Annotated in this window: 20 protein-coding genes; 9 read left to right on the top strand and 11 right to left on the bottom strand. The window is 47.7% G+C overall.

Annotation, left to right across the window (positions count from 1 at the left end; all coding sequences use genetic code 11):
- Positions 1-6 precede the first annotated feature (6 nt).
- A complete protein-coding gene (locus NQ546_RS03390; protein WP_004291976.1) occupies positions 7-1,185 on the top strand; it encodes a glycosyltransferase in 1,179 nt (392 codons plus the stop codon).
- Positions 1,186-1,206: 21 nt separating this feature from the next.
- On the opposite strand, the gene NQ546_RS03385 is transcribed toward NQ546_RS03390, so the two are convergent.
- From NQ546_RS03385 to NQ546_RS03370, 4 genes are all read right to left on the bottom strand, one after another.
- Positions 1,207-2,106, bottom strand: a complete 900-nt coding sequence (locus tag NQ546_RS03385) for a glycosyltransferase family 2 protein (RefSeq protein WP_039953475.1) — start codon at positions 2,104-2,106, stop codon at positions 1,207-1,209.
- An 8-nt stretch (positions 2,107-2,114) separates the two neighbouring features.
- The gene (locus NQ546_RS03380) at positions 2,115-2,879 is read right to left on the bottom strand and encodes a lipopolysaccharide kinase InaA family protein (RefSeq protein ID WP_004291974.1); all 765 of its coding nucleotides are present in this window, start codon (positions 2,877-2,879) and stop codon (positions 2,115-2,117) included.
- A gap of 7 nt (positions 2,880-2,886) precedes the next feature.
- The gene (locus NQ546_RS03375) at positions 2,887-3,603 is read right to left on the bottom strand and encodes a hypothetical protein (RefSeq protein WP_004291972.1); all 717 of its coding nucleotides are present in this window, start codon (positions 3,601-3,603) and stop codon (positions 2,887-2,889) included.
- Positions 3,604-3,702: 99 nt separating this feature from the next.
- The gene (locus tag NQ546_RS03370; RefSeq protein WP_004291971.1) at positions 3,703-4,251 is read right to left on the bottom strand and encodes an ORF6N domain-containing protein; all 549 of its coding nucleotides are present in this window, start codon (positions 4,249-4,251) and stop codon (positions 3,703-3,705) included.
- 110 nt (positions 4,252-4,361) lie between these two features.
- On the opposite strand from NQ546_RS03370, the gene pdxB reads away from it, so the two are divergent.
- Entirely contained in the window at positions 4,362-5,411 is a 1,050-nt protein-coding gene (pdxB, locus tag NQ546_RS03365; RefSeq protein WP_004291969.1) for a 4-phosphoerythronate dehydrogenase PdxB, read from the top strand.
- Between the two features lie 42 nt (positions 5,412-5,453).
- Here pdxB and purN read toward each other — a convergent pair whose 3' ends face one another.
- Entirely contained in the window at positions 5,454-6,080 is a 627-nt protein-coding gene (gene purN / locus NQ546_RS03360; RefSeq protein WP_004291967.1) for a phosphoribosylglycinamide formyltransferase, read from the bottom strand.
- Between the two features lie 98 nt (positions 6,081-6,178).
- On the opposite strand from purN, the gene NQ546_RS03355 reads away from it, so the two are divergent.
- The 3 genes from NQ546_RS03355 to rnc are packed head-to-tail and all read left to right on the top strand — an operon-like array spanning position 6,179 to position 8,578.
- Positions 6,179-6,415: an acyl carrier protein gene (locus NQ546_RS03355; protein ID WP_004291965.1), complete on the top strand. Its 237-nt coding sequence runs from the start codon at positions 6,179-6,181 to the stop codon at positions 6,413-6,415.
- 23 nt (positions 6,416-6,438) lie between these two features.
- On the top strand, positions 6,439-7,701 hold the full coding sequence (fabF, locus tag NQ546_RS03350; RefSeq protein WP_004291937.1) for a beta-ketoacyl-ACP synthase II: 1,263 nt from the start codon (positions 6,439-6,441) through the stop codon (positions 7,699-7,701).
- A 7-nt stretch (positions 7,702-7,708) separates the two neighbouring features.
- The gene (gene rnc, locus NQ546_RS03345) at positions 7,709-8,578 is read left to right on the top strand and encodes a ribonuclease III (protein WP_039953473.1); all 870 of its coding nucleotides are present in this window, start codon (positions 7,709-7,711) and stop codon (positions 8,576-8,578) included.
- On the opposite strand, the gene NQ546_RS03340 is transcribed toward rnc, so the two are convergent.
- Positions 8,537-9,547 (bottom strand): ATP-dependent 6-phosphofructokinase, encoded by a 1,011-nt coding sequence (locus NQ546_RS03340; RefSeq protein ID WP_004291935.1) that lies wholly within the window; start codon positions 9,545-9,547, stop codon positions 8,537-8,539. The two genes, rnc and NQ546_RS03340, sit on opposite strands and share 42 nt — an antisense overlap.
- 130 nt (positions 9,548-9,677) lie before the next feature.
- Between NQ546_RS03340 and NQ546_RS03335 the strand changes: the two genes are divergently transcribed.
- Positions 9,678-11,195: a GH3 auxin-responsive promoter family protein gene (locus NQ546_RS03335; protein ID WP_004291934.1), complete on the top strand. Its 1,518-nt coding sequence runs from the start codon at positions 9,678-9,680 to the stop codon at positions 11,193-11,195.
- On the opposite strand, the gene mnmA is transcribed toward NQ546_RS03335, so the two are convergent.
- Complete coding sequence (gene mnmA, locus NQ546_RS03330; protein WP_050764440.1) at positions 11,185-12,237, bottom strand: tRNA 2-thiouridine(34) synthase MnmA; 1,053 nt, start codon at positions 12,235-12,237, stop codon at positions 11,185-11,187. The two genes, NQ546_RS03335 and mnmA, sit on opposite strands and share 11 nt — an antisense overlap.
- A gap of 63 nt (positions 12,238-12,300) precedes the next feature.
- Here mnmA and NQ546_RS03325 point away from each other — a divergent pair, with 63 nt between their 5' ends.
- Together NQ546_RS03325 and cysS are read left to right on the top strand one after the other, a co-directional pair.
- Complete coding sequence (locus tag NQ546_RS03325; RefSeq protein ID WP_039953471.1) at positions 12,301-12,768, top strand: DUF6078 family protein; 468 nt, start codon at positions 12,301-12,303, stop codon at positions 12,766-12,768.
- Positions 12,769-13,014: 246 nt separating this feature from the next.
- Complete coding sequence (cysS, locus tag NQ546_RS03320) at positions 13,015-14,490, top strand: cysteine--tRNA ligase (protein ID WP_004291931.1); 1,476 nt, start codon at positions 13,015-13,017, stop codon at positions 14,488-14,490.
- Between the two features lie 69 nt (positions 14,491-14,559).
- Here cysS and NQ546_RS03315 read toward each other — a convergent pair whose 3' ends face one another.
- Positions 14,560-16,110: a sulfatase family protein gene (locus tag NQ546_RS03315; protein ID WP_004291930.1), complete on the bottom strand. Its 1,551-nt coding sequence runs from the start codon at positions 16,108-16,110 to the stop codon at positions 14,560-14,562.
- Positions 16,107-17,306, bottom strand: a complete 1,200-nt coding sequence (locus NQ546_RS03310) for a glycoside hydrolase family 88 protein (protein WP_004291929.1) — start codon at positions 17,304-17,306, stop codon at positions 16,107-16,109. Before NQ546_RS03310 ends, NQ546_RS03315 begins: the two co-directional genes overlap by 4 nt.
- A 178-nt stretch (positions 17,307-17,484) precedes the next feature.
- Here NQ546_RS03310 and NQ546_RS03305 point away from each other — a divergent pair, with 178 nt between their 5' ends.
- Positions 17,485-17,895 (top strand): PaaI family thioesterase, encoded by a 411-nt coding sequence (locus NQ546_RS03305; RefSeq protein WP_004291928.1) that lies wholly within the window; start codon positions 17,485-17,487, stop codon positions 17,893-17,895.
- Positions 17,896-17,906: 11 nt separating this feature from the next.
- Here NQ546_RS03305 and NQ546_RS03300 read toward each other — a convergent pair whose 3' ends face one another.
- Together NQ546_RS03300 and NQ546_RS03295 are read right to left on the bottom strand one after the other, a co-directional pair.
- Positions 17,907-18,776: a DUF3108 domain-containing protein gene (locus NQ546_RS03300; protein WP_004291927.1), complete on the bottom strand. Its 870-nt coding sequence runs from the start codon at positions 18,774-18,776 to the stop codon at positions 17,907-17,909.
- The gene (locus tag NQ546_RS03295) at positions 18,736-20,703 is read right to left on the bottom strand and encodes an Ig-like domain-containing protein (protein WP_004291926.1); all 1,968 of its coding nucleotides are present in this window, start codon (positions 20,701-20,703) and stop codon (positions 18,736-18,738) included. The genes NQ546_RS03300 and NQ546_RS03295 overlap by 41 nt, the downstream gene beginning before the upstream one ends.
- Positions 20,704-20,959: the final 256 nt, after the last annotated feature.

Below are 20,959 nucleotides of genomic sequence, written 5' to 3'. Positions count from 1 at the left end.
AACGTAATGAATATTTTATTTTACACAGTCAATGAAGTAGCTCCACAATATGGGGGAGTTGAAAGAATAACAGCAAATATAGCAACTGCATTAACCACATTTTATAACGCAAATTGTTATTCAGCTTATAAATACGACATTGACAGTTCATTTGAGAAACAACAATTCGTCGATACAATCAAGATCACATCTTACAATAAGCTCACTCGGTTAATTCAGTTCATAGAACAAAACAAAATTGATGTCATTATCAACCAGGGAGAACATAAACTAACCAAACATCTGAAGACAGCCTTAAGCCAGTCGCAAAGAAAAGAGTGCAAACTGATATTCGCACTTCACACCAAACCTGCCGCTGAGGTCAACTTTATAACTCTGGACAACCCCAAGAAAGAGCTCAAAGAGGGGAAGCACATATGGAAAAACCTCAGAAAATGCTTATCATTCCCATACCAAAAAATGAGAAAGATCATAAAGCTGCCTGTCCTGTATAAAGAGTCATATACTTTTTCAGACAAAGTAGTCCTCTTATCCGGACACTTCAAAAACGACTTCCTAAAATATGCCCGCCTAAAAGAGGATAGCAAAATCAGAATAATTCACAATGCCCTCTCATTCCAATCTTTTTATGACATGGCAAACTACGGATACAAAAAGAAAGAAGTGCTCATCGTATCCAGGTTGGAGGAAGAACCCAAAAGGGTATCCATCGCTTTAAAAATATGGAAAGAGATTGAAGCCGACAACAGCTTATCCGATTGGAAATTAAGAATTGTTGGTCATGGGAAAATGGAAAGCCAATATAAAGACTTTGTCAGACATCACAACCTGAGTCGTGTCTTCTTTGAGGGCGCAAGAAATTCGGAGCCTTATTACACTGAGGCTTCCATATTCATGATGACCTCCTCCTTTGAAGGGTGGCCGCTGACGTTAATTGAAGCGCAACAATGCGGCTGTGTTCCTCTGGCCTTCGACAGCTTTGCATCATTGAAGGATATAATAACAAGTGAGGACAACGGGTTCATCATCCCCAATAATGATATTCCGGCGTATATCCAACAAATCAAACGACTAATGACAGATGATAAATTGCGCAAATCCATGGCGGCCAATGCCATTGAAAGCAGCAAACGGTTTACCATTGACACCATAATAAAGGAATGGATAAATTTAATGGAGGAGTAGTATGATTTTTATCAATCACTGCTATTTCATAATGCCCAGCCGTTCGTGTATCCCGTCACAATATGCTTTCCACAGTTTGGCAATATCACTCCATTGGTAAGCATCGGTGAACGGACAAGTAAGAAGGGCCGTTAAAATATAGCCTGCCACTCCATTAAAGCCCCGAAGATACCTTACTGCCCAATTACGTCCATAATGGTGGCTCAAGTAAGTGGAATTGCGCACCTGATAGAAACGTTTCCACTTTTTCTTTTTATTCCGTTCGCTCCAACTGTCGTTCGAGAAAAACTTCTCCTTGTCCATCAGTGCCGTAGGAACATATAGTATTTTAAACCCGGCCTGCACCGTACGAAGACAATAATCCGTATCATCACAAAAGATAAACAGCTCCTTATTGGGGTAACCTATCTTCTCAACAACCTCACGCCGGATAAACGGTCCCTCAAAAGCTGCTCCCTGTATCTCCACAGGTTCTGTTACGGTCTGTTTCGACAGTTTACCGGTGTACATGGAAGCAAAAGGGTTTATTAAGTTATAACCTTGAAACTCATGCGTGAAAAGCTTCCCTTCCTGCAAGCGTCGTGGAGCAAGTATTCCTATGTCTTCCCGATCGGCATGGAGCAATAGCTGCTCCAGACAATCGGCACGCGGAAACACATCATCATCCATGCACCAAATCCAGTCGGCACCCGCCTGATATGCATACTGCATACCTGTATAAAAGCCCCCCGAACCGCCGACATTCGCTTGACTGATAACAATAAGTCCCGGCTGCGTCTTCAACCATTCGGCAGTAGCATCCGTACTTCCGTTATTGACAACTACAATGGAAGAGACCGGCTTGTTCTGCTGCAAACAGCGAACAGTCCTTTTCAGCAGTTCTATTCGGTTATAGGTAACGACTACGGCTACAATATTCATGGCTATCTTCAATAAAGGTTATCAATCTTTCCCGGTTGGGTACTTCTGTAAGCAACCATCAGTTCAAAACATTTTTCAACATCAAAACCTCGGGCCTTTGCATACTCCTCGGCCATCCAACGATGCATCTGCGGAGTGGCAGGCAGGCGCTCAAAGTTCTTACAGCCCGCTTTCATGCCGATAGTACCGATAAACATCCGGTTCAAATCCACAATTTCCAATTTAATGCCTTCCGGCGTTTTCTGAAACAGAATATTTTCGCGCCCATAATCTTTATGAGCGTACCCATGTTCATGAAGCACAGCAGTTACCCTCCCTATCTCGCGCAGAACGTCTTCTTCATATTCAAACTTCTGCTTGAACAAGTCATTATAGACATAAGGACATGCCGACAAGCAGCTCACATAGTAACTTCTGTCGAACAACAGGCCGCTACGCACATTGAGATACCCTACCGGTTGAGGGGTCCCCACACCTATATTTCGATATAATTCGGCATGGTCATAGGAACGTTTGGCTTTAGAAGGCCGAAAAATACCGTACACAAAACGGTTGATAAAATTGGGACGGTGGAAAGATTTAACGACATATTCCCGGCCTTTATACTCCATTTTCCTCAATTCATTGCGCCCTTTATGGATTACAATACCCTCATTCTTTTCAAAACGCTCAGGTAAAGAGAGTACAAACCCTCTCAACGCCTCAAAATCCGGATGGATAACTAAGGTATGAGGATGAAAAATATCGGCTTTCCGGCTCATTTCAGATTTCATAAATACATCAAATTTTATCCAACCCTTTCGTATACTTCAACCAATAATACTTCAACGGATTCTTATATTTCAGTTGTTTCCATGGACGGCTGCCATGAGGCTGATGCAACACTGGCAATGTAGTAAATAAATAATTCTTAAACCCTTCCTTCAGGGATTGGTGTGAGATAGTTACATCGTGCCAGTTCTTCTCAGGATCCAACCGGTGGAAGTCGAAAGCTTTCAGGAAATTCAAAGTCAACAGGGAGCAGCAAAAGCTGCAATGTTTCTTCTCCGGAAACACCTGATTCTCTTTCCCTTTGGCATAAAGATAAGGATAGTTGATATTCCCTTTGGCATCCACTGTCACAGCAGCTGCAATCCCACAGTCCTCTCTTTTCATTGCTCCGTCAAACAAAGCCTGTAATGTATTCTTCTTTACCACCACATCCGACTCTACAATAATCAAACCGGCATCAGCCTCAATGGCACGCTGTTGCGCCATTTGCAGCACCAGCAGATAGTTCGGGGAGGGATGTTCTGTAATCTCGGCAAGGTTCACCAACTCAAATCCCAGTCTCCCGGACGCCTCCTGCAATTTTGCCGTATTTTCTTCCGTACTGAAATCATTGTATACAGTATAAGTAAACGGTATTTGAAAACCGGATGCCATAACGGCCTCCACAGTTTGTAGCGTCAACTCAATAGAGTCCTTTACAGGAGTAATGATATGAATACACTTCATTGGATATAAATAATTAGTCTTTGTTCAACAAGCTGCAAAATTCCCACAAGTTGACAAAACTATACAATATTTTGCACACAGCCAAACAGTTTGCCGCATTTATTCCTTGTCCGCTTTCCGTTTTACCGTATGCTTTACTTTCAATACGGCAAGATTTAATTCGATCGTTGTCTCCGAATCCGTTGCCTGAAGATTATTGTCCAATAAATCGGTGAACAAATCACCGCTTTTCTCCAATAAGGATTTCTGCTGCTCTTCGGAAGCATCCGGCAAGTTGTTCAAGGTACGGGAGAGTTCGCGCAACTTGGCAAAAGTCTCAATAATGGAAATCGTAGCCTCGGTTGCACGAGCACTTTTCAGAATGGTGGCAATCATATACAATCCCTTCTCCGTAAAGGCTTTGGGCAAAACTCTTGACTTAGAAAGATTTGTGGTGGAATTTTTCCACCGCAAACCTTTCAATTCACTATCATTCAGTTCAATAACATACCCTTTGGGGAATTTATCCGGATTATTTCTGACGGACTTATTAATATCCCGTGTTTCCACCCCGTACAAAGCAGCAACATCCCTGTCCAAAAGTACTTTTTGTCCGCGAAGGGTAATTATCTTATCTTCTATTTCTTCAAAACCAATCAGTGTTTTCATCAGTATATAAATTTATGTTTTAAACAATCTGTCAAAGGTATGTATTATTGTACCAACATTCCTCATTCTCACGAATTATTTTTAACTTTGCCTACATAAACAAAAGTGCCATGAAAGTAATTGTCGACAACAAAATACCTTTTATAAAAGAAGCTATTGAAAAGATAGCGGATGAAGTGGTTTACGCACCGGGGAAAGACTTTACCCCCTCCTTGGTAAAAGATGCGGATGCGCTCATTATCCGTACACGCACCCGATGCAACCGGGAATTACTGGCAGGCAGCCAAGTGAAGTTTATTGCTACGGCAACAATCGGATTCGACCATATTGATACGGAATACTGCCACGAAGCAGGCATCACCTGGACCAATGCTCCCGGATGCAACTCCGCATCCGTAGCCCAATACCTGCACTCATCATTGATCCTGCTGCAAAAGCAGAAAGGCATTAACCTGTCGGAAGCCACTATCGGCATTATAGGTGTGGGCAATGTGGGCAGCAAGGTGGCTGAAGTTGCACAAGAGCTGGGCATGCATATCTTGCTCAACGACCTTCCGCGCGAAGAAAAAGAAGGAAAACAGCAGTTCTCTTCCCTCCAGTCGCTTGCGGAGGAGTGCGATATACTCACCTTTCACGTACCTTTATATAAAAAAGGGAAGTATAAGACCTACCACATGGCTGATGCTGCATTTTTCAGATCATTAAAGCGGCGGCCTGTCATCATCAACACCTCACGCGGAGAAGTTATCGAAACAAATGCACTACTGAACGCCTTAGAGACAGGAGCCATTTCAGATGCTGTCATTGATGTTTGGGAAAACGAGCCTGCCATAAATATAGATTTATTAGACAAAGTGTTCCTCGGAACCCCCCATATTGCCGGCTACTCGGCAGACGGTAAAGCCAACGCCACCCGCATGTCGCTGGATGCCCTATGCCGTTATTTCAATATACAAACGGACTACCAAATTATTCCGCCCGCTCCAAAACAGCTGCAAATCACAGCAGATGACCTATCGGATGCCTATTTGCAAATGTATGACCCCCGCCGGGACAGCAACGCATTAAAAACACATCCGGAGTTATTCGAAAAGCTACGGGGAGATTATCCTTTAAGAAGAGAGAAAGAAGCATACACAATTTTGAATCATCCGGAATAATATGCCGCTTCTGTCCGCAAAAAACAATATTCCGAAAGATTGTCAGCACATCTCCGATAACAAACGCTCTATGACCTGCGGGTAATACTCATACTCCAGCGCATGCACTTTCTTTGCCACATCTTCCGCCGTATCCTGCGGCAAAACAGGGCATCTGTACTGCACAATGACTTCCCCCTCATCAAAATGCTCATTTAAATAATGTATAGTAATGCCGGTTTCCGTTTCGCCGGCAGCCACCACCGCTTCATGTACACGATCTCCGTACATGCCTTTACCTCCGAATTTGGGTAATAAAGAAGGATGAATATTTATAATCTTATTGGGATAAGCATGCAAGATACAATCCGGTATACGTGCAAGAAAACCGGCAAGGACGATGAAGTCAATGCCCCTCTCCTCCAGCAGAGCCAACACAGCCGTTCCATCCACCCACTCGGTTTTACCCATACAGGCAAACGGAACATTCAGACTGCGTGCACGTTCCAAAACCAAAGCTGTCTCCCTATTAGCTAAAACCAGCCCTATATTCACCGATTCGCTATTTTGAAAATAACGGATGATGTTTTCTGCATTCGTCCCGTTACCGGAAGCCAAAATAGCAATGTTTTTACTCATAAGCCCTCCAATCCCTGCACAAAACCGTGAAAAATGTGCAAAAAGGTACATTTAATTCATCAAATATTTGCGAGGAACAATAAATATTTATTCCTTTGCACCGCAAATTTAAAGAAATAAAACTAATTATTAATTAAAAACTTAAAGTTATGTCTGAAATTGCATCAAGAGTGAAAGCGATTATCGTCGACAAATTAGGCGTTGAAGAATCAGAAGTTACTAACGAAGCTAGCTTCACTAACGATTTAGGAGCGGATTCTCTTGACACTGTAGAACTTATCATGGAATTCGAAAAAGAATTCGGTATCTCTATTCCTGATGACCAAGCTGAGAAGATTGGTACTGTAGGTGATGCTGTATCTTACATCGAAGAACACGCTAAGTAATCTTAATCCATTCATTTCTTAGTATGGAATTAAAAAGAGTTGTAGTAACAGGTCTTGGCGCCATTACTCCCATTGGCAACACAGTACCCGAATTCTGGGAAAATCTCGTGAATGGGGTTAGTGGAGCAGGACCTATTACTCATTTCGACGCATCACTTTTCAAGACCCAATTCGCATGCGAAGTGAAGAACTTTGATGCCAATCAATATATCGACCGCAAAGAGGCTCGCAAGATGGACTTGTATACTCAATACGCTATCGGCGTAGCCAAGCAGGCGGTAGAAGATTCCGGTCTTGATGTCGAAAATGAGGATTTGAACAAAATCGGTGTCATCTTTGGTGCCGGTATTGGTGGAATCCGTACATTTGAAGAAGAAGCAGGTAACTATGCCCTCCATAAAGAAAACGGTCCTAAGTTCAATCCGTTCTTCATCCCTAAGATGATTTCGGACATTGCTGCCGGACAAATTTCTATCCTGTACGGTTTTCATGGTCCTAACTATGCGACTTGTTCTGCATGCGCCACTTCTACCAATGCTATTGCTGATGCATTCAACCTCATCCGTTTGGGTAAGGCCAATGCCATTGTCAGCGGTGGTTCGGAAGCAGCTATCGCCGCTTGTGGTGTAGGTGGTTTCAACGCTATGCACGCTTTATCTACCCGCAACGACTCTCCGGAGACTGCATCCCGTCCGTTCAGCGCAAGCCGCGACGGCTTCATCATGGGTGAAGGCGGTGGATGTCTGGTTCTTGAAGAACTGGAACACGCCAAAGCACGTGGCGCCAAGATTTATGCAGAGGTTGCCGGTGTAGGTATGTCTGCCGATGCTCATCACCTGACAGCTTCCCACCCGGAAGGCTTGGGAGCCAAGTTGGTAATGAGAAATGCGTTGGAAGACGCAGAGATGAAGCCTGAGGAAGTAGATTACATCAATGTTCATGGTACATCTACTCCGGTTGGTGATATTTCGGAAGTAAAAGCTATCCAGGAAGTATTCGGAAAGCATGCTTATGAACTGAACATCAGTTCAACCAAATCCATGACAGGCCACTTATTGGGTGCTGCCGGTGCGGTAGAAGCTATTGCAAGTATCCTTGCTATCCAGAATGGCATTGTTCCTCCGACTATCAACCACGAAGAGGGTGACAACGACGAAAACATCGACTATGACCTGAACTTTACGTTCAACAAAGCCCAAAAGCGTGAAGTGAACGTAGCCTTGTCCAATACTTTTGGATTCGGTGGTCATAACGCATGTGTTATTTTCAAGAAATACGCAGAATAATACGGTCGTGTTACGTAACCAAATAGACAAAATAAGGCTCTTATTCCGTAAGGACAGAGAGTCTTATTTTTGTTTTTACAAGATACTTGGTTTTTTTCCCCGCAATATCCGTTTCTACCAGCAGGCCCTGCTACACAAGTCCACCTCTGTCCGTTCCGAGAAAGGGCGGCCATTGAACAACGAGCGACTGGAATTCTTGGGCGACGCCATTCTGGACGCCATCGTGGGAGATATTGTGTATAAGCACTTTGAAGGCCGCCGAGAGGGCTTTCTTACCAATACCCGTTCAAAAATCGTGCAACGGGAAACCTTGAACAAACTGGCCGTAGAAATAGGGCTGGACAAACTTGTCAAATACTCCACCCGTTCTTCCTCACACAACAGCTACATGTACGGCAATGCTTTCGAAGCACTTATCGGAGCCATCTATCTGGACCAGGGCTACGAACGTTGCAAACAGTTCATGGAAGAGAAAATCCTCAAGAACTACATTGACCTTGACAAGATGTCGCGCAAGGAAGTCAACTTCAAGTCCAAGCTCATCGAATGGAGCCAGAAGAACAAAATGGAAGTCTCCTTTGAGCTGATAGAACAGTCCCTCGACCGGGACTATAACCCAATGTTCCACACAGAAGTCCTCATTGAGAATCTTCCAGCCGGTACAGGCACAGGCTATTCCAAGAAAGAGTCACAACAGAATGCCGCACAAATGGCCTTGAAAAAGATAAAGAATGACGGCAACTTCAAAACGGCCATTGAAACAGCCAAAGTGCAAAACCACATGATAGAAGAAAATACGGCAGCGGAAGAAAACGCAACAGACGCAACAGAGAAGCTATCCGAAGCAGATTCCCATACGCTTGCCTTGAACAACTAAATCATGTTCCTCGGTCACTAACTTAAGTTTTCCGGCTATCTCTTCCAAAGGCGCCGAGGATATTTCATTTCCTTTCAGAGTCACCATACGCCCGAACCGCGCTCCTGCAATCAGCTCCGTAGCATGACCTCCCATGCGGGTCGACAGATTACGGTCAAAAGGCGTAGGCGAACCTCCACGCTGAATATACCCCAGAACGGTTTCACGCGTCTCAATACCCGTTTCGTATTCAATCTCCTGCGCGATATACTCAGCAGCACGCTTCCTGCCGTCAGTCTGGATGCCCTCCGCCACCACTACGATAGAATAGGGTTTCCCTCTTTTCAAGCGGTTCAGGATTGTATCTCCGATATTGTGGATATTATAGGAAAGTTCGGGAATCAGGATCACATCGCCTCCTCCCGCCATGCCGGAATACAATGCAATCCACCCGGCTTTGTGTCCCATTACCTCTATCACCATCACCCGTTTGTGCGAACTGGCAGTGGAGTGAAGCCGGTCTATGGCATCCGTAGCGATGCTGACGGCAGAGTCAAAGCCGAAGGAGAAATCAGTCCCCCAAATATCATTATCGATGGTCTTGGGAACGGAAACGATGTTCAGTCCTCTGGCAGCCAGTTTAGCGGCGGTTTTCTGCGTACCGTTGCCGCCAATGCACACAATACAGTCCAGCCCCAGTTCTTTGACGTTCTTCTCTATCAAAGCAGGTTTATCCACATCGGACACCACTCCATGCTTCTTGAACGGCTTTTCGCGGGAGGTTCCCAGCATTGTACCGCCCAGGTTCAGCAATCCCGACAAGGACTTATCCGTAAACGACTCCACATCTTTTGTCAATAATCCTTGAAAGCCGCTATGAATACCTATCACCTCCATTCCATAGTGGTTGATAGCGGTTTTGCATACGCCACGAATAGTCGCATTGATACCGGGACAGTCCCCTCCTGAAGTCAAAATACCGATTCTCATAATGTTTTAGTTTAAATTACGGTTCTTTTCTCCTATACGGACGTAAAGATAGAAAAAAAAGAGAAAAAAGATAGAGATGCCGATAAATAAGATTACTTTTGCGCATTAAATACAGATTTCAATAAGAACGATGAATATTACAAAATTTCTGAACAAAGTATACTTCGCCCCCCGCCTGAAAGAAATCGAACGATACACCGACCATGCAAGCGAACTGCAGGCAGGCGTCATGCACCGCCTGATACGTATGGCCGCCAATACGGAATGGGGCAAGAAATACGATTACGCTTCCATCCGTACTTATGAAGATTTCAAGAAACGTCTTCCCATACAAACCTACGAAGAGATCAAGCCTTACGTAGCCCGTCTGCGGGCCGGCGAGCAGAACCTGCTATGGCCCTCGGAAATACGCTGGTTTGCCAAGTCTTCGGGAACAACCAATGATAAAAGCAAATTCCTGCCGGTCAGCAAAGAGTCCCTGCAGGACACCCACTATCAGGGCGGCAAAGACGCCGTCGCCATCTATCTGGGGCAGAACCCGGAAAGCCGCTTCTTCTCAGGGAAAGGCCTCATTCTCGGCGGCAGCCACAGCCCGAACCTGAATTCCAACCACAGTCTGGTGGGCGATTTATCCGCCATACTGATACAGAATGTACACCCGCTGGTGAATTACATCCGCGTGCCGAGCAAGAAGATCGCCCTGATGAGTGATTTTGAGTCCAAGATGGAAGCAATAGCCAACAGCACGCTCCACACCAATGTCACCAACCTCTCGGGAGTGCCCTCCTGGATGCTGGTGCTCATCAAACACATACTGGAGAAAACCGGCAAGCAGTCGCTGGAAGAAGTATGGCCCAATCTGGAAGTATTCTTCCATGGCGGAGTAGCTTTCACTCCTTACCGGGAGCAATATAAGCAAATCATCAAAAGTTCCAAGATGCATTATGTGGAAACGTACAATGCATCCGAAGGCTATTTCGGCACGCAAAACGACCCGAACGACCCTGCCATGCTGCTGATGATTGACTACGGCATCTTCTATGAATTCATTCCCCTGGAAGATGTCGGCAAGGAGAATCCGCGCATCTGTTGTCTGGAAGAGGTAGAGCTGAACAAAAACTACGCAATGGTCATCTCCACTTCCGCCGGACTATGGCGTTATATGATCGGGGACACAGTGAAGTTCACCGGCAACCGCCCCTACAAATTTGTCATTACCGGCCGCACGAAGCACTTCATCAACGCTTTTGGCGAAGAGCTGATTGTGGAGAATGCCGAGAAAGGCCTGAACAAAGCCTGTGCAGCCACCGGAGCGCAGATCATAGACTATTCCGCGGCTCCTGTCTTTATGGACGAGCACGCCAAATGCCGCCACCAGTGGCTGGTTGAGTTCGCCCGGATGCCGGATAGCCTGGAGAAGTTTGCCAAGATACTGGACGACACCCTCAAAGAAGTAAATTCCGACTATGAGGCCAAACGGCAAAACGACCTGGCCTTACAGCCGTTGGAGATAATCGTGGCCCGCAAGAACCTGTTCCACGACTGGCTGGACAGCAAAGGCAAACTCGGCGGACAGCACAAGGTTCCCCGCCTCAGCAATACAAGAGAGTACATCGAGGAAATGCTGAAACTGAATTTCAAAGAATGATACCACCGCCCAACAGCAAGCCGTCCGCATCATAGAAAGCGGCGGCCTGCCCCGGAGCGATAGCCTCCAAAGGCTCCAGCAACGACACCCTCAGGCATCCGTCCGCCATCAGAGCCACCCTGCAACGGTTCGCCTGCTTGCGATAGCGTATCTTCACGATGACCGTTTCCATGCCCAACACCCGTTGCTCACTGACGAGGTTCCAATCTTTCAGCAGCATTTCGTCCTTATACAGGGAAGCGAGCGGTGCAAGTACCACCTCGTTCGTCGCTGTCCTGACTTCCTTCACAAATACGGCACGATTGAGATGAATCCCCAGCCCGCGCCGTTGGCCTATCGTATAAAAGGGATACCCCTCGTGCCTGCCCAATATTTCCCCCTTTTCACCGATAAAAAGACCCTTTCCCGGCAACCGCTCCGCAGGGACTTCACGCTTCAGGAAAGAACGGTAATCCAACGGGCAGAAGCATACCCCTATACTGTCCTTCTTGGAGGCGACACGCGCAAACCCACGCCCGGCAGCATAGGCGCGCGCTTCCTCTTTCGTCACATCCCCCATCGGGAGCAACATGCGTTGCAAGATGTCCTGCTTCAATCCCCACAAAAAGAAAGTCTGGTCCTTGTCCCTGTCCGATGCCGGAGCGATATAACATTGTTCTCCCAAGAGGGCTTTACGCGCATAATGCCCGGTGGAAATCCAATAAATCCCCTTTTCATCGGCTATTCTTGCCAGAAGCGCCCATTTCAGTTCATTGTTGCAGAGCGTGCAGGGGACAGGAGTATGCCCCGCCAGGTATTCATCGATAAAGTAGCGGATGATGCGTTCGCGGAAAAGCTCCTGCGCATCGTATGTGACATGCTCAATGCCCAGCCTCGCAGCCAATGCACGCGCATCGTCCAAATACTCCGTCCTGCCGTCCACCTCGTAAAAACGGAAAGTAACTCCCGTCACCTCATAACCGGCATCCAGCAGTCTCATGGCAGCCACAGAGCTGTCCGTACCGCCGCTCATTCCCAATAACACACGTTCTTTTGACTTCATGCCGCAAAAATAGTATTTCATCCTGAGAAAACCCTATCTTTGCCACCACCAAAAGAAAACATCATGGAAAACTTCAACTACCAATCCGTCCCCTTCCACTACCTGCACTGTCTCAATACCTCCTGCGCCCGGAGCGCAAACTGCCTGCGCCATCTCGCCGCACAGCATGTCCCTGCCGAAGTGACACACATCATGGCGGTGAATCCCGCCAACTATCCCGCAGAAGCCGGCCGGTGCGCCTACTTCCGCAGCACCGAGAAACAGCGTTATGCCTGGGGCATCAGCAGTCTTTTCGACAACATCCCCTACAAAAAAGCGGTGTATCTGAAGCGGAAGATGCACGACCTTTATCCCCGCACCACCTACTACCGTATTCTGCATCAGGAACGCGCACTCTCGCCCGGGGAGCAAGAAGAGATCGCCGCACTGTTTCTTCAGACAGGCATCGACGAAGTCCCCGTTTTCGACAGGTACACCGATGAGTACAACTGGGACGAGCAGCACACACCCAAAGGCAACGCCGCTCCGTAACTTGCTGAGTGGATGAATGGTTGATGTCCCACCGCCGACGGTCATAGTGGGACATCCTTTCAGTCGTATTGGGAACACGTTTCAGTCGTAATGAGAGCCCCGTTCAGTCGTATTGGGAACATGCCTCTCCCGCGGTGGGAACATATCTCTGCACATCGGCCTATTATAATATTTCGCACACAGGGCTGTTATATTCATAGAAATTCCGTAACTTTGTGCTTCGTAATGAACTAAAAGACAAACGTTATGGAACAACAACTGACCATTTACAACACCTTAGATAGAAAAAAGGAGTTATTCGTACCCCTGCACGCCCCTCATGTGGGCATGTACGTCTGCGGACCGACCGTCTATGGCGACCCGCACTTGGGACACGCACGTCCGGCCATAACTTTCGACCTGCTTTTCCGCTATCTCACGCATATCGGCTACAAAGTACGCTACGTGCGCAATATCACCGATGTGGGGCATTTGGAACATGATGCCGACGACGGCGAAGACAAGATAGCCAAGAAAGCCCGTCTGGAACAACTCGAACCTATGGAGGTGGCACAGTACTACATCAACCGTTACCACCAGGCAATGGACGCGCTGAACGTCCTTTCGCCCAGCATCGAGCCGCATGCCAGCGGCCATATCATTGAGCAGATAGCACTCGTGAAGGAAATCATGAAGAACGGATATGCCTACGAGAGTGAAGGTTCCGTCTACTTCGACGTGGCCAAATACAATAAAGACCACCATTACGGCAAACTCTCCGGCCGCAATCTGGACGATGTGCTCAACACCTCCCGCGAGCTGGACGGACAGAGCGAAAAGCATAACCCCGCCGACTTCGCCCTCTGGAAATGTGCGCAGCCCGAACATATCATGCGCTGGCCCAGCCCATGGAGCAACGGTTTCCCCGGCTGGCACGCAGAATGTACGGCCATGGGCAAAAAATACCTCGGCGAGAACTTCGACATACATGGCGGCGGCATGGACCTTATCTTCCCGCACCACGAATGTGAGATTGCACAATCCGTAGCCTCACAAGGTCACGACATGGTGCACTACTGGATGCACAACAACATGCTGACTGTGAACGGACAGAAAATGGGCAAGAGCTACGGCAACTTCATCACCCTGGAAGAGCTGTTCACCGGCACGCACCCCATGCTGGAACAAGCATACAGCCCGATGACCATCCGCTTCTTCACCTTGCAGGCGCACTACCGCAGCACGGTGGACTTCAGCAACGAAGCCCTGCAAGCCGCCGAAAAGGGTCTGGCCAGACTGATGGATGCCGTACATGGACTGGACAAGATTACACCGGCAGCAACCTCTACGGTAGATGCGAAAGCCCTGCGTGCCAAGTGCTACGAAGCCATGAACGACGACCTGAACTCTCCGATCGTCATCGCCCACCTCTTTGAAGGCGCCAAAATGGTGAACAACATCCTCGCCGGAAACGACACCATTACCGCCGAAGACCTGAAAGAGCTGAAAGAGACATTCCACCTCTTCTGCTTCGATATTCTGGGACTGAAGGAAGACAACGCCTCCAATGCCGAACGCGAAGCCGCCTTCGGAAAAGTGGTGGACATGCTGCTGGAAGAACGCATGAAGGCCAAAGCCAACAAAGACTGGGCCACCAGCGACAAGATACGCAACGAACTGACTGCCCTGGGATTTGAAATCAAGGACGGCAAGGACGGATGCGAATGGAAGCTGAACAAATAAGCGCCCCGAAAGCGGAAAGCATATAATAAGGGTGTGTCACAGAGCACTCCGGTGCAACAGTCATCATCCTTATTCACCGTACGGTATCATATCGGACAGGATGCGTTCCCTATACCAAGGGTCGTCAATCTCCTTCAGCACCTTCCCCATTTCGGCACACAATCCGTCCACAACATCCTTATTCTCCTCCAACGGGAGGTTATTCATCTGGTACGGATCGTTCCTGTCATCAAACAGCAGGCTCTTCACGAGCTTCCGGCTGTCGCGGTCTATATAGAGCGCCAGCGTATAATGGGACGACTTGAATCCGCGCGATGCGGGAAAATAAGAACGGATTTTGCCGTCCGCATCCTTCTCTCCGTCCAGGTTCTGGATATAAAGAGCACCCGTAGGGCGTACCACATCGGCCTTTTCGTCCAAGAACAGCGGGGCATAGTTATGTCCCTGCACAGTCGCAGGTATGGAACCGGACAGTCCCGCCAATCCCAGCAAGGTGGGCATGATGTCCGGCGAGGAAAGCATCAGGTCGTCCAAACGTGGCTTGATCTTACCGGGGAAGCGGACGATGAAAGGTACATTCATGGACTCGGAGAACGGAGAGTTCTTCGGATCATCCGTATGCTGGCTGCACATCGTTTCACCATGATCGGAAGAGAAAACAACGATTGTATTCTCATCCAGCCCCAGTTCCTCCAAAGCATCGAGTATCTGCCCGAAAGCGCGGTCAACACCCGTAACCGAAGCAAAGTAGTAACGCGCACTCTCCGCCTTTGCCATTTCCGGATCGGCGTTGGGACGGATCAGCAGACTGTCCAATGGCCGGTCTTTGTAGAGGTTGAAGTCCTGCTCCATACAGTCGTCCAACGAACGGTACGGACTATGCGGCGGGTTCATACCTACCATGATGAAAAACGGCTTTTTCGGGTTGCGCACATTACCCTCATTCCTCAGATAGGAGACAACTTTGCCCGCCTCGTGCAGCGGAGACCATTCGTGCGGGTCGTGACGTTTGCCGTCCGTATCCCAGTAATGGGGGTTCTTATGCTCATCGAATGTACCGTAGGAGTACCAGTAATTAAATCCATGACGGCGCTCTTTCGGTGTGTAAGCGTCCCATGCCGGTATGCGGTCTTCCACATATTTCCCCGGCCGCTGGGGGTCGTTGGGAGTAGGAAAGTCGGTGTGCAGCTTGCCGAAGTAGGCACAATCGTAACCCGCACCGCTGAACACGTCGCTCACGCAATCCACATCCGCACGCAATGAACTGATAGGACGGTTGGAGTTGCAGTTCAAAGGGACGCCGCTTTTGTTGGGATACATTCCGGTCAACAACGAGCCCCGGTGCGGGCTACTCAGCGGACAGTTGCTCATGGCGGAAGTCAGCACCATGGACTCCCTCGCAAAATCATTCAGACGAGGGGTATGCACCGGGTCATTCCGGAAGTTCACCCGCTCACGAAAACCTTCCTGACCCCAAAATTCCATTGCCTGGTTACGATACTGGTCGGGAAAGACATAAATCACATTGGGTTGTCGGGCTTGTCCGCCCTGTGGAGCCTTGCAACCCTGCAAGGCGAACAACCCTAAACCACCTAACAATATATTCAACCGGTTTTTCATTTTTCCAAGTCTCTTTTACGCATTAAAGCCTCCAGAAAGTAATAGTCGGCATAGTTCAGAGGCACATCAATTTCCGCACCATGAGGAATACTGCCTACCGAATGCATCAGGATGAAGTTGCCGTTAGTCCCCACCTCGGCACGATAGGCCGGAGAAGCAAGGCTCTCCATAATCTTGTCCGCCTTTTCTTTATATCCCTTGCCCGGAATATAGGTGCTCAACTCATAGAGGGCAGAAGCCGTACATGCAGCGGCGGAAGCATCACGAGGTTCGTCAGGAATCTTGGGAGCATCGAAGTCCCAGTAGGGAACCAGATCTTCCGGAAGATTCTTGTTATTAAAGATAAAGCCGTATATTTTTTCAGCCTGCTCCAAGTACTTGACATCGTGCGTATAGCGGTAACACATCGTGTAGCCGTACAGAGCCCATGCCTGCCCGCGAGCCCAAGCCGACTCATCGGCATAGCCCTGCGCCGTCTGCTTCTTGCGGACTTCACCTGTTTCCGGATCGTAATCCACTACGTGGTAACAACTGTTATCCGCCCGGAAATGATTCGCCATCGTAGTGTCGGCGTGTTTTCTGGCTATATCATAGAAAGTAGAGTCGCCCGATAGTCTGGTGGCCTCAAACATCAGTTCAAGATTCATCATATTATCAATGATGACCGGGCATTTCCAGCCGCGTTTCGCCTGCCAGCCCTTATCGGCATCCCAAGACTGAATGACTCCCGGATTCGGACGGAAACGGGTGGACAATGACCGGGCCGTCTGGATTATTACGGGCTTGTACTCCTCCTTATTGGCAAAACGGTATCCGTTCAGATAACTGGAACCGATCATAAAACCTACGTCGTGATGCCAAGTCAGGTATTGCACAGAGTCCAGCGCTTCCGTATATTTCTCTGCCAGCGGCAACCACTTCTTGTCACCGGTCAGTTCATACGTATACCATATATTACCGGGAAAGAAACCCGAACACCAGTCATCAATGGGAATATAATGAATATTTCCCTCCTCATCAATAGTACGCGGGTTGAGGATTTCACCGGATTTCTCAATAATATCGGTCTGAAGCGTTTCCTGCGCCACCGCATTATCAATATTCTCCTGTATAAAGTCGTTTGCAGACTGCTTTTGTCCTGCACAACCTGCCAAAACAAAAAGGGAAATGCCCAATGTAGTAAGAGCTGTTTTCATAAGTAAGGGATTTATTTATTAATATTGTCGATTTTTCGACTGCAAATGTAGCGCGGCCCTTAGAAAATAACCCGCCTAAATTATCCAATTAAAGGCTAAAATATTACATTTGCGTCCAAAACAACCGGTTTTCCTTTGATAACAATCATAAATTGTAACCATTAATCATCAAAGCAATATGACTCCACAGGAATTTTTCAAGAAAGACCGCTTCGCCGACAATGTTGGCGTGGAATTGATAGAAATAAAAGAAGGGTATGGCAAAGCACGTCTGGTCATTACGGAAGAGCACCTCAATGCCGGCAACCGCACCCAGGGCGGGGCCCTCTTTACGCTGGCCGACCTTGCTTTGGCAGCCGCCGCCAACTCCCATGGCACACTCGCCTTCTCGCTCTCTTCCAACATCACATTCCTGCGCAGCAGCGGTCCCGGAGACACGCTGTATGCCGAAGCCCGCGAACGGTATGCCGGACGCAGCACCGGATATTACCAGATTGACATCACCAACCAAAAAGGAGAGCTGGTAGCCACATTCGAGTCCAGCGTTTTCAGAAAAGGGGATGCACTGCCGTTTGCCGTTCCCCTTTAGGAAGGCCGGGGTTACTTTTCCACTACGGATGTCATCGGGTAGCGGTTTCCCCTCACGCTCTTGAGAAAGGCTTTCGCAGAGCCAAAGTTCAGATACATATCCAAACGTATGGGGAGGTGGTTCTTGTCATCGGAAACAAAGAAAGTGATCACCTCTTTCTCTTTCCCTTTCTTGTATTCCACAAAAGAGAATACAAGACAGCGATAGATGGTGTCGTTATTCGCCTCTATCTCCTCCTTGCCGCGATAAATCAGGGTCTGCTCTTCCACTCTGCGCCCCGTTGCCATGGGAAAAAGTATCTTCTCCCCGACTTTGTAATCGCGGGGATCGTAGGAACGCGCCTGTGCCAAGATGCTCAACATGTCGAAAATGCAACGGCTGTCGCTATATTCCATTTCCTGCGGCTCGCGCACTGGATTGTGCCACGTTCGTTTCTGCTTTACGGTAGCCACACCGTCATTATAGGAAAACCACGCCTCATCCACCGTATAACGCTTCCCCTCCTCGGCAGCCTTACGGAAATAGAGCGGTTCAAGCTTGTCACTGACATAGCAGGTCAACGTATCGCGCATCTTAAAGAAAAAATCAGTTTTCTTGCTGCCCACAGAGAGAAGGTTGAAACGATATGCAGGCTTGGAATGATAGGTAGTGCCATTCGTGGTCAAACTTGCCAGTCCCACTTTCTTCCAGATAAATTTCCAGTTAAAATATAAATCATACATGACATGCTCACCCGACTGGAATGCTTCATTCTTTGCCACACACTGGGCCTGCACAGGCATCGTGCCGCCCAGCCATAAAAGCCCCGCCAGCAAAAGCAGGCCCAATGCCCGCTTCTTTTTAGTAACTGTATCCCCTGCCGCTGTTGCGGTTGCTGTCATTGTTGCGATTATTCCGGCTATTTTTCTTTTTCTTGTCTTCATCTGGTTTTTGTTTTTTTAGTTCATCCGGCTTCTGCTTATCCAGTGGCCTTTCTTTCACATTCCAATCCTGAATCAAATCAAAATTGGCCTTGAACTCCAGCACCTGCGGATAATAATAAACCATTTCCGGCTGGCGTTTGGCAGCATAATCACCGGTATCCCACACGCCGTTTCCGTTTGTATCGTTAATGAGCCGGGCTCCGTATTTTCCCGGATTCAGATAATAAAAGTCAGCCTTGCCCTCTACCACCGGCACTGTCCGTACCACCTTATCCTGAGTATCCAGCAATTCTACAAACGCCAAAGAATCGGCTCCGGTTATATTGAAGAATATCTGTCCGTACTCTTCCAGCTTCTTCACCGTAAACTCTTTCTTCACTTTATCGGTAAACAGGCCATAAAGCCCATGAAAAGCGGTGGAGTCCACTTCAAAGGCGTAGCTTTCACCCGGTTTCCAGTCGGCATACAGATTATACTGTTTCAAATCCAGCGAATCGCGCATAATGTCGAACGGGACATCCTGCCACAACGTATCCACCTTCTGCCTTACGTGCAAAGCAGTATCATTAAAGCTCGCTATCGGCTCTGTAAAACTCAGTGTGATATAGTCGTACACATCCATGGCCGAAGGCGCATACACATCCATCGACAGAAAAGTAGTCGGCTCCGGTTCTTCCTCACCCTTCTTCCTTTTTTTCTTCTTTTCCTTTTCGGCCTTCTCTTTCTCCTCCTGCTTCTTTTCCTGCAGCTTCTTCCAACTTACCTTCGACACGATTCTCAACGTATCCGTCCTGGGAACTAACTGTTCCAACGTATCTGTGTACAAATAAGTCAGGCTCATCCTCAATGTATCCTGCTGATAGAGTAAGGAATCTTTTATCCAATAATGAATCGTATCGTTCCGTCCGGTTGTTTGCTCTATGACAAAAGCATCCTTTTCATCGAAATTCAGTCCCTTCATCAGAGGCAGGCTGTCAGCCGGAGCTGTAAAATAGAAAGAAAACTTCTCCGGTATAAGGCGTTCCGTCTTCATAAGGCGCTGCGAGAAAGACTTCTGCTTGAAACTGCGCAACAGCACATCATCCGGCAAAAAGTGAGTATACCGCCTCTCCATAACCGTATCTATGGTCAGAGAGTCTTTCCACAAAGTATCCTGACGTGTACGCTCCTCCATGGAAGGAATAACGAGAGAGTCATTGAAAGCTATGATCTCCGTAGGTTGGGAGAACTTAAAATTCTGGTCGGCATCCATGAGGGCATACATGCGGTACTTGCCCGGGGCCACCCCGCGTATGGAGAACCGTCCCCGGCTGTCCGTACGTCCTACGCGGTCGAAAGGCTGTGTGGTAAAGGCCGAATCGGCCAGATTGGCATGCAAGCCAACCAACAACCCTTTCACCGGTTCCAGGTTCGATGCATCGAGCAGCGTGCCGGCAATGGCCATTGAGTCAAGCTCCGCCCCGGTGGAAAACGTGTAAGTAAAGCTTTCCATAGGATTGCCTTCATTATTATCTTGGATAGCGTCGGAGAAATCTATGGTATACGTGGTGTTGGCCTTCAGCGTATCTTGCAAATTAACCACCACTCTCTTGCCATTTGCCTTTATCTCCGGTTGTTGCACCTGAGGCGGTGAGATAACAACCTTCTCATTCGCCTTCTCCAACTTGATAAATTCATCGAATTCGATTGATATTTTTTTCTTCTTGTTATGGAGAGTGCCCGGCAATGGAGAACTCGTGACGAAACGCGGCGGTTCCTCGTCTATCGAGCCACCCTCCAGACGCCCCACACTGGCACAAGAATACAAGACAGCCATTCCTGCGACTGCCCCCAACAACCTACGTATAAACGGTCTCTTTTTATTATGACGCTTACAATCTAACATGATGCAAAAATAAAGGTTATCCGGCAATTAGCAGTATGCTTTACAGTATTTTAATCAAAAAACAAAGATTTCTCCCGACTATATATAAAACATAGTTAAAAAACAAGGATGTTCACACCTTATATACCGAGAAAAGAATAATTTTGCGACCGAAAACTAAATAGATACATTCAGTTTTCACGTCTACCTTTTTTCTTCTATGATTGACACACAAAAGCTTCCGATTAACTAGAATAAAATTATACAGAGAATTATA

It is taken from the genome of Bacteroides eggerthii, from assembly GCF_025146565.1.
Taxonomy (GTDB): domain Bacteria; phylum Bacteroidota; class Bacteroidia; order Bacteroidales; family Bacteroidaceae; genus Bacteroides; species Bacteroides eggerthii.
Note: the sequence above shows the minus strand (reverse complement) of the source record. Positions and strands in the feature narration are given on the sequence as shown.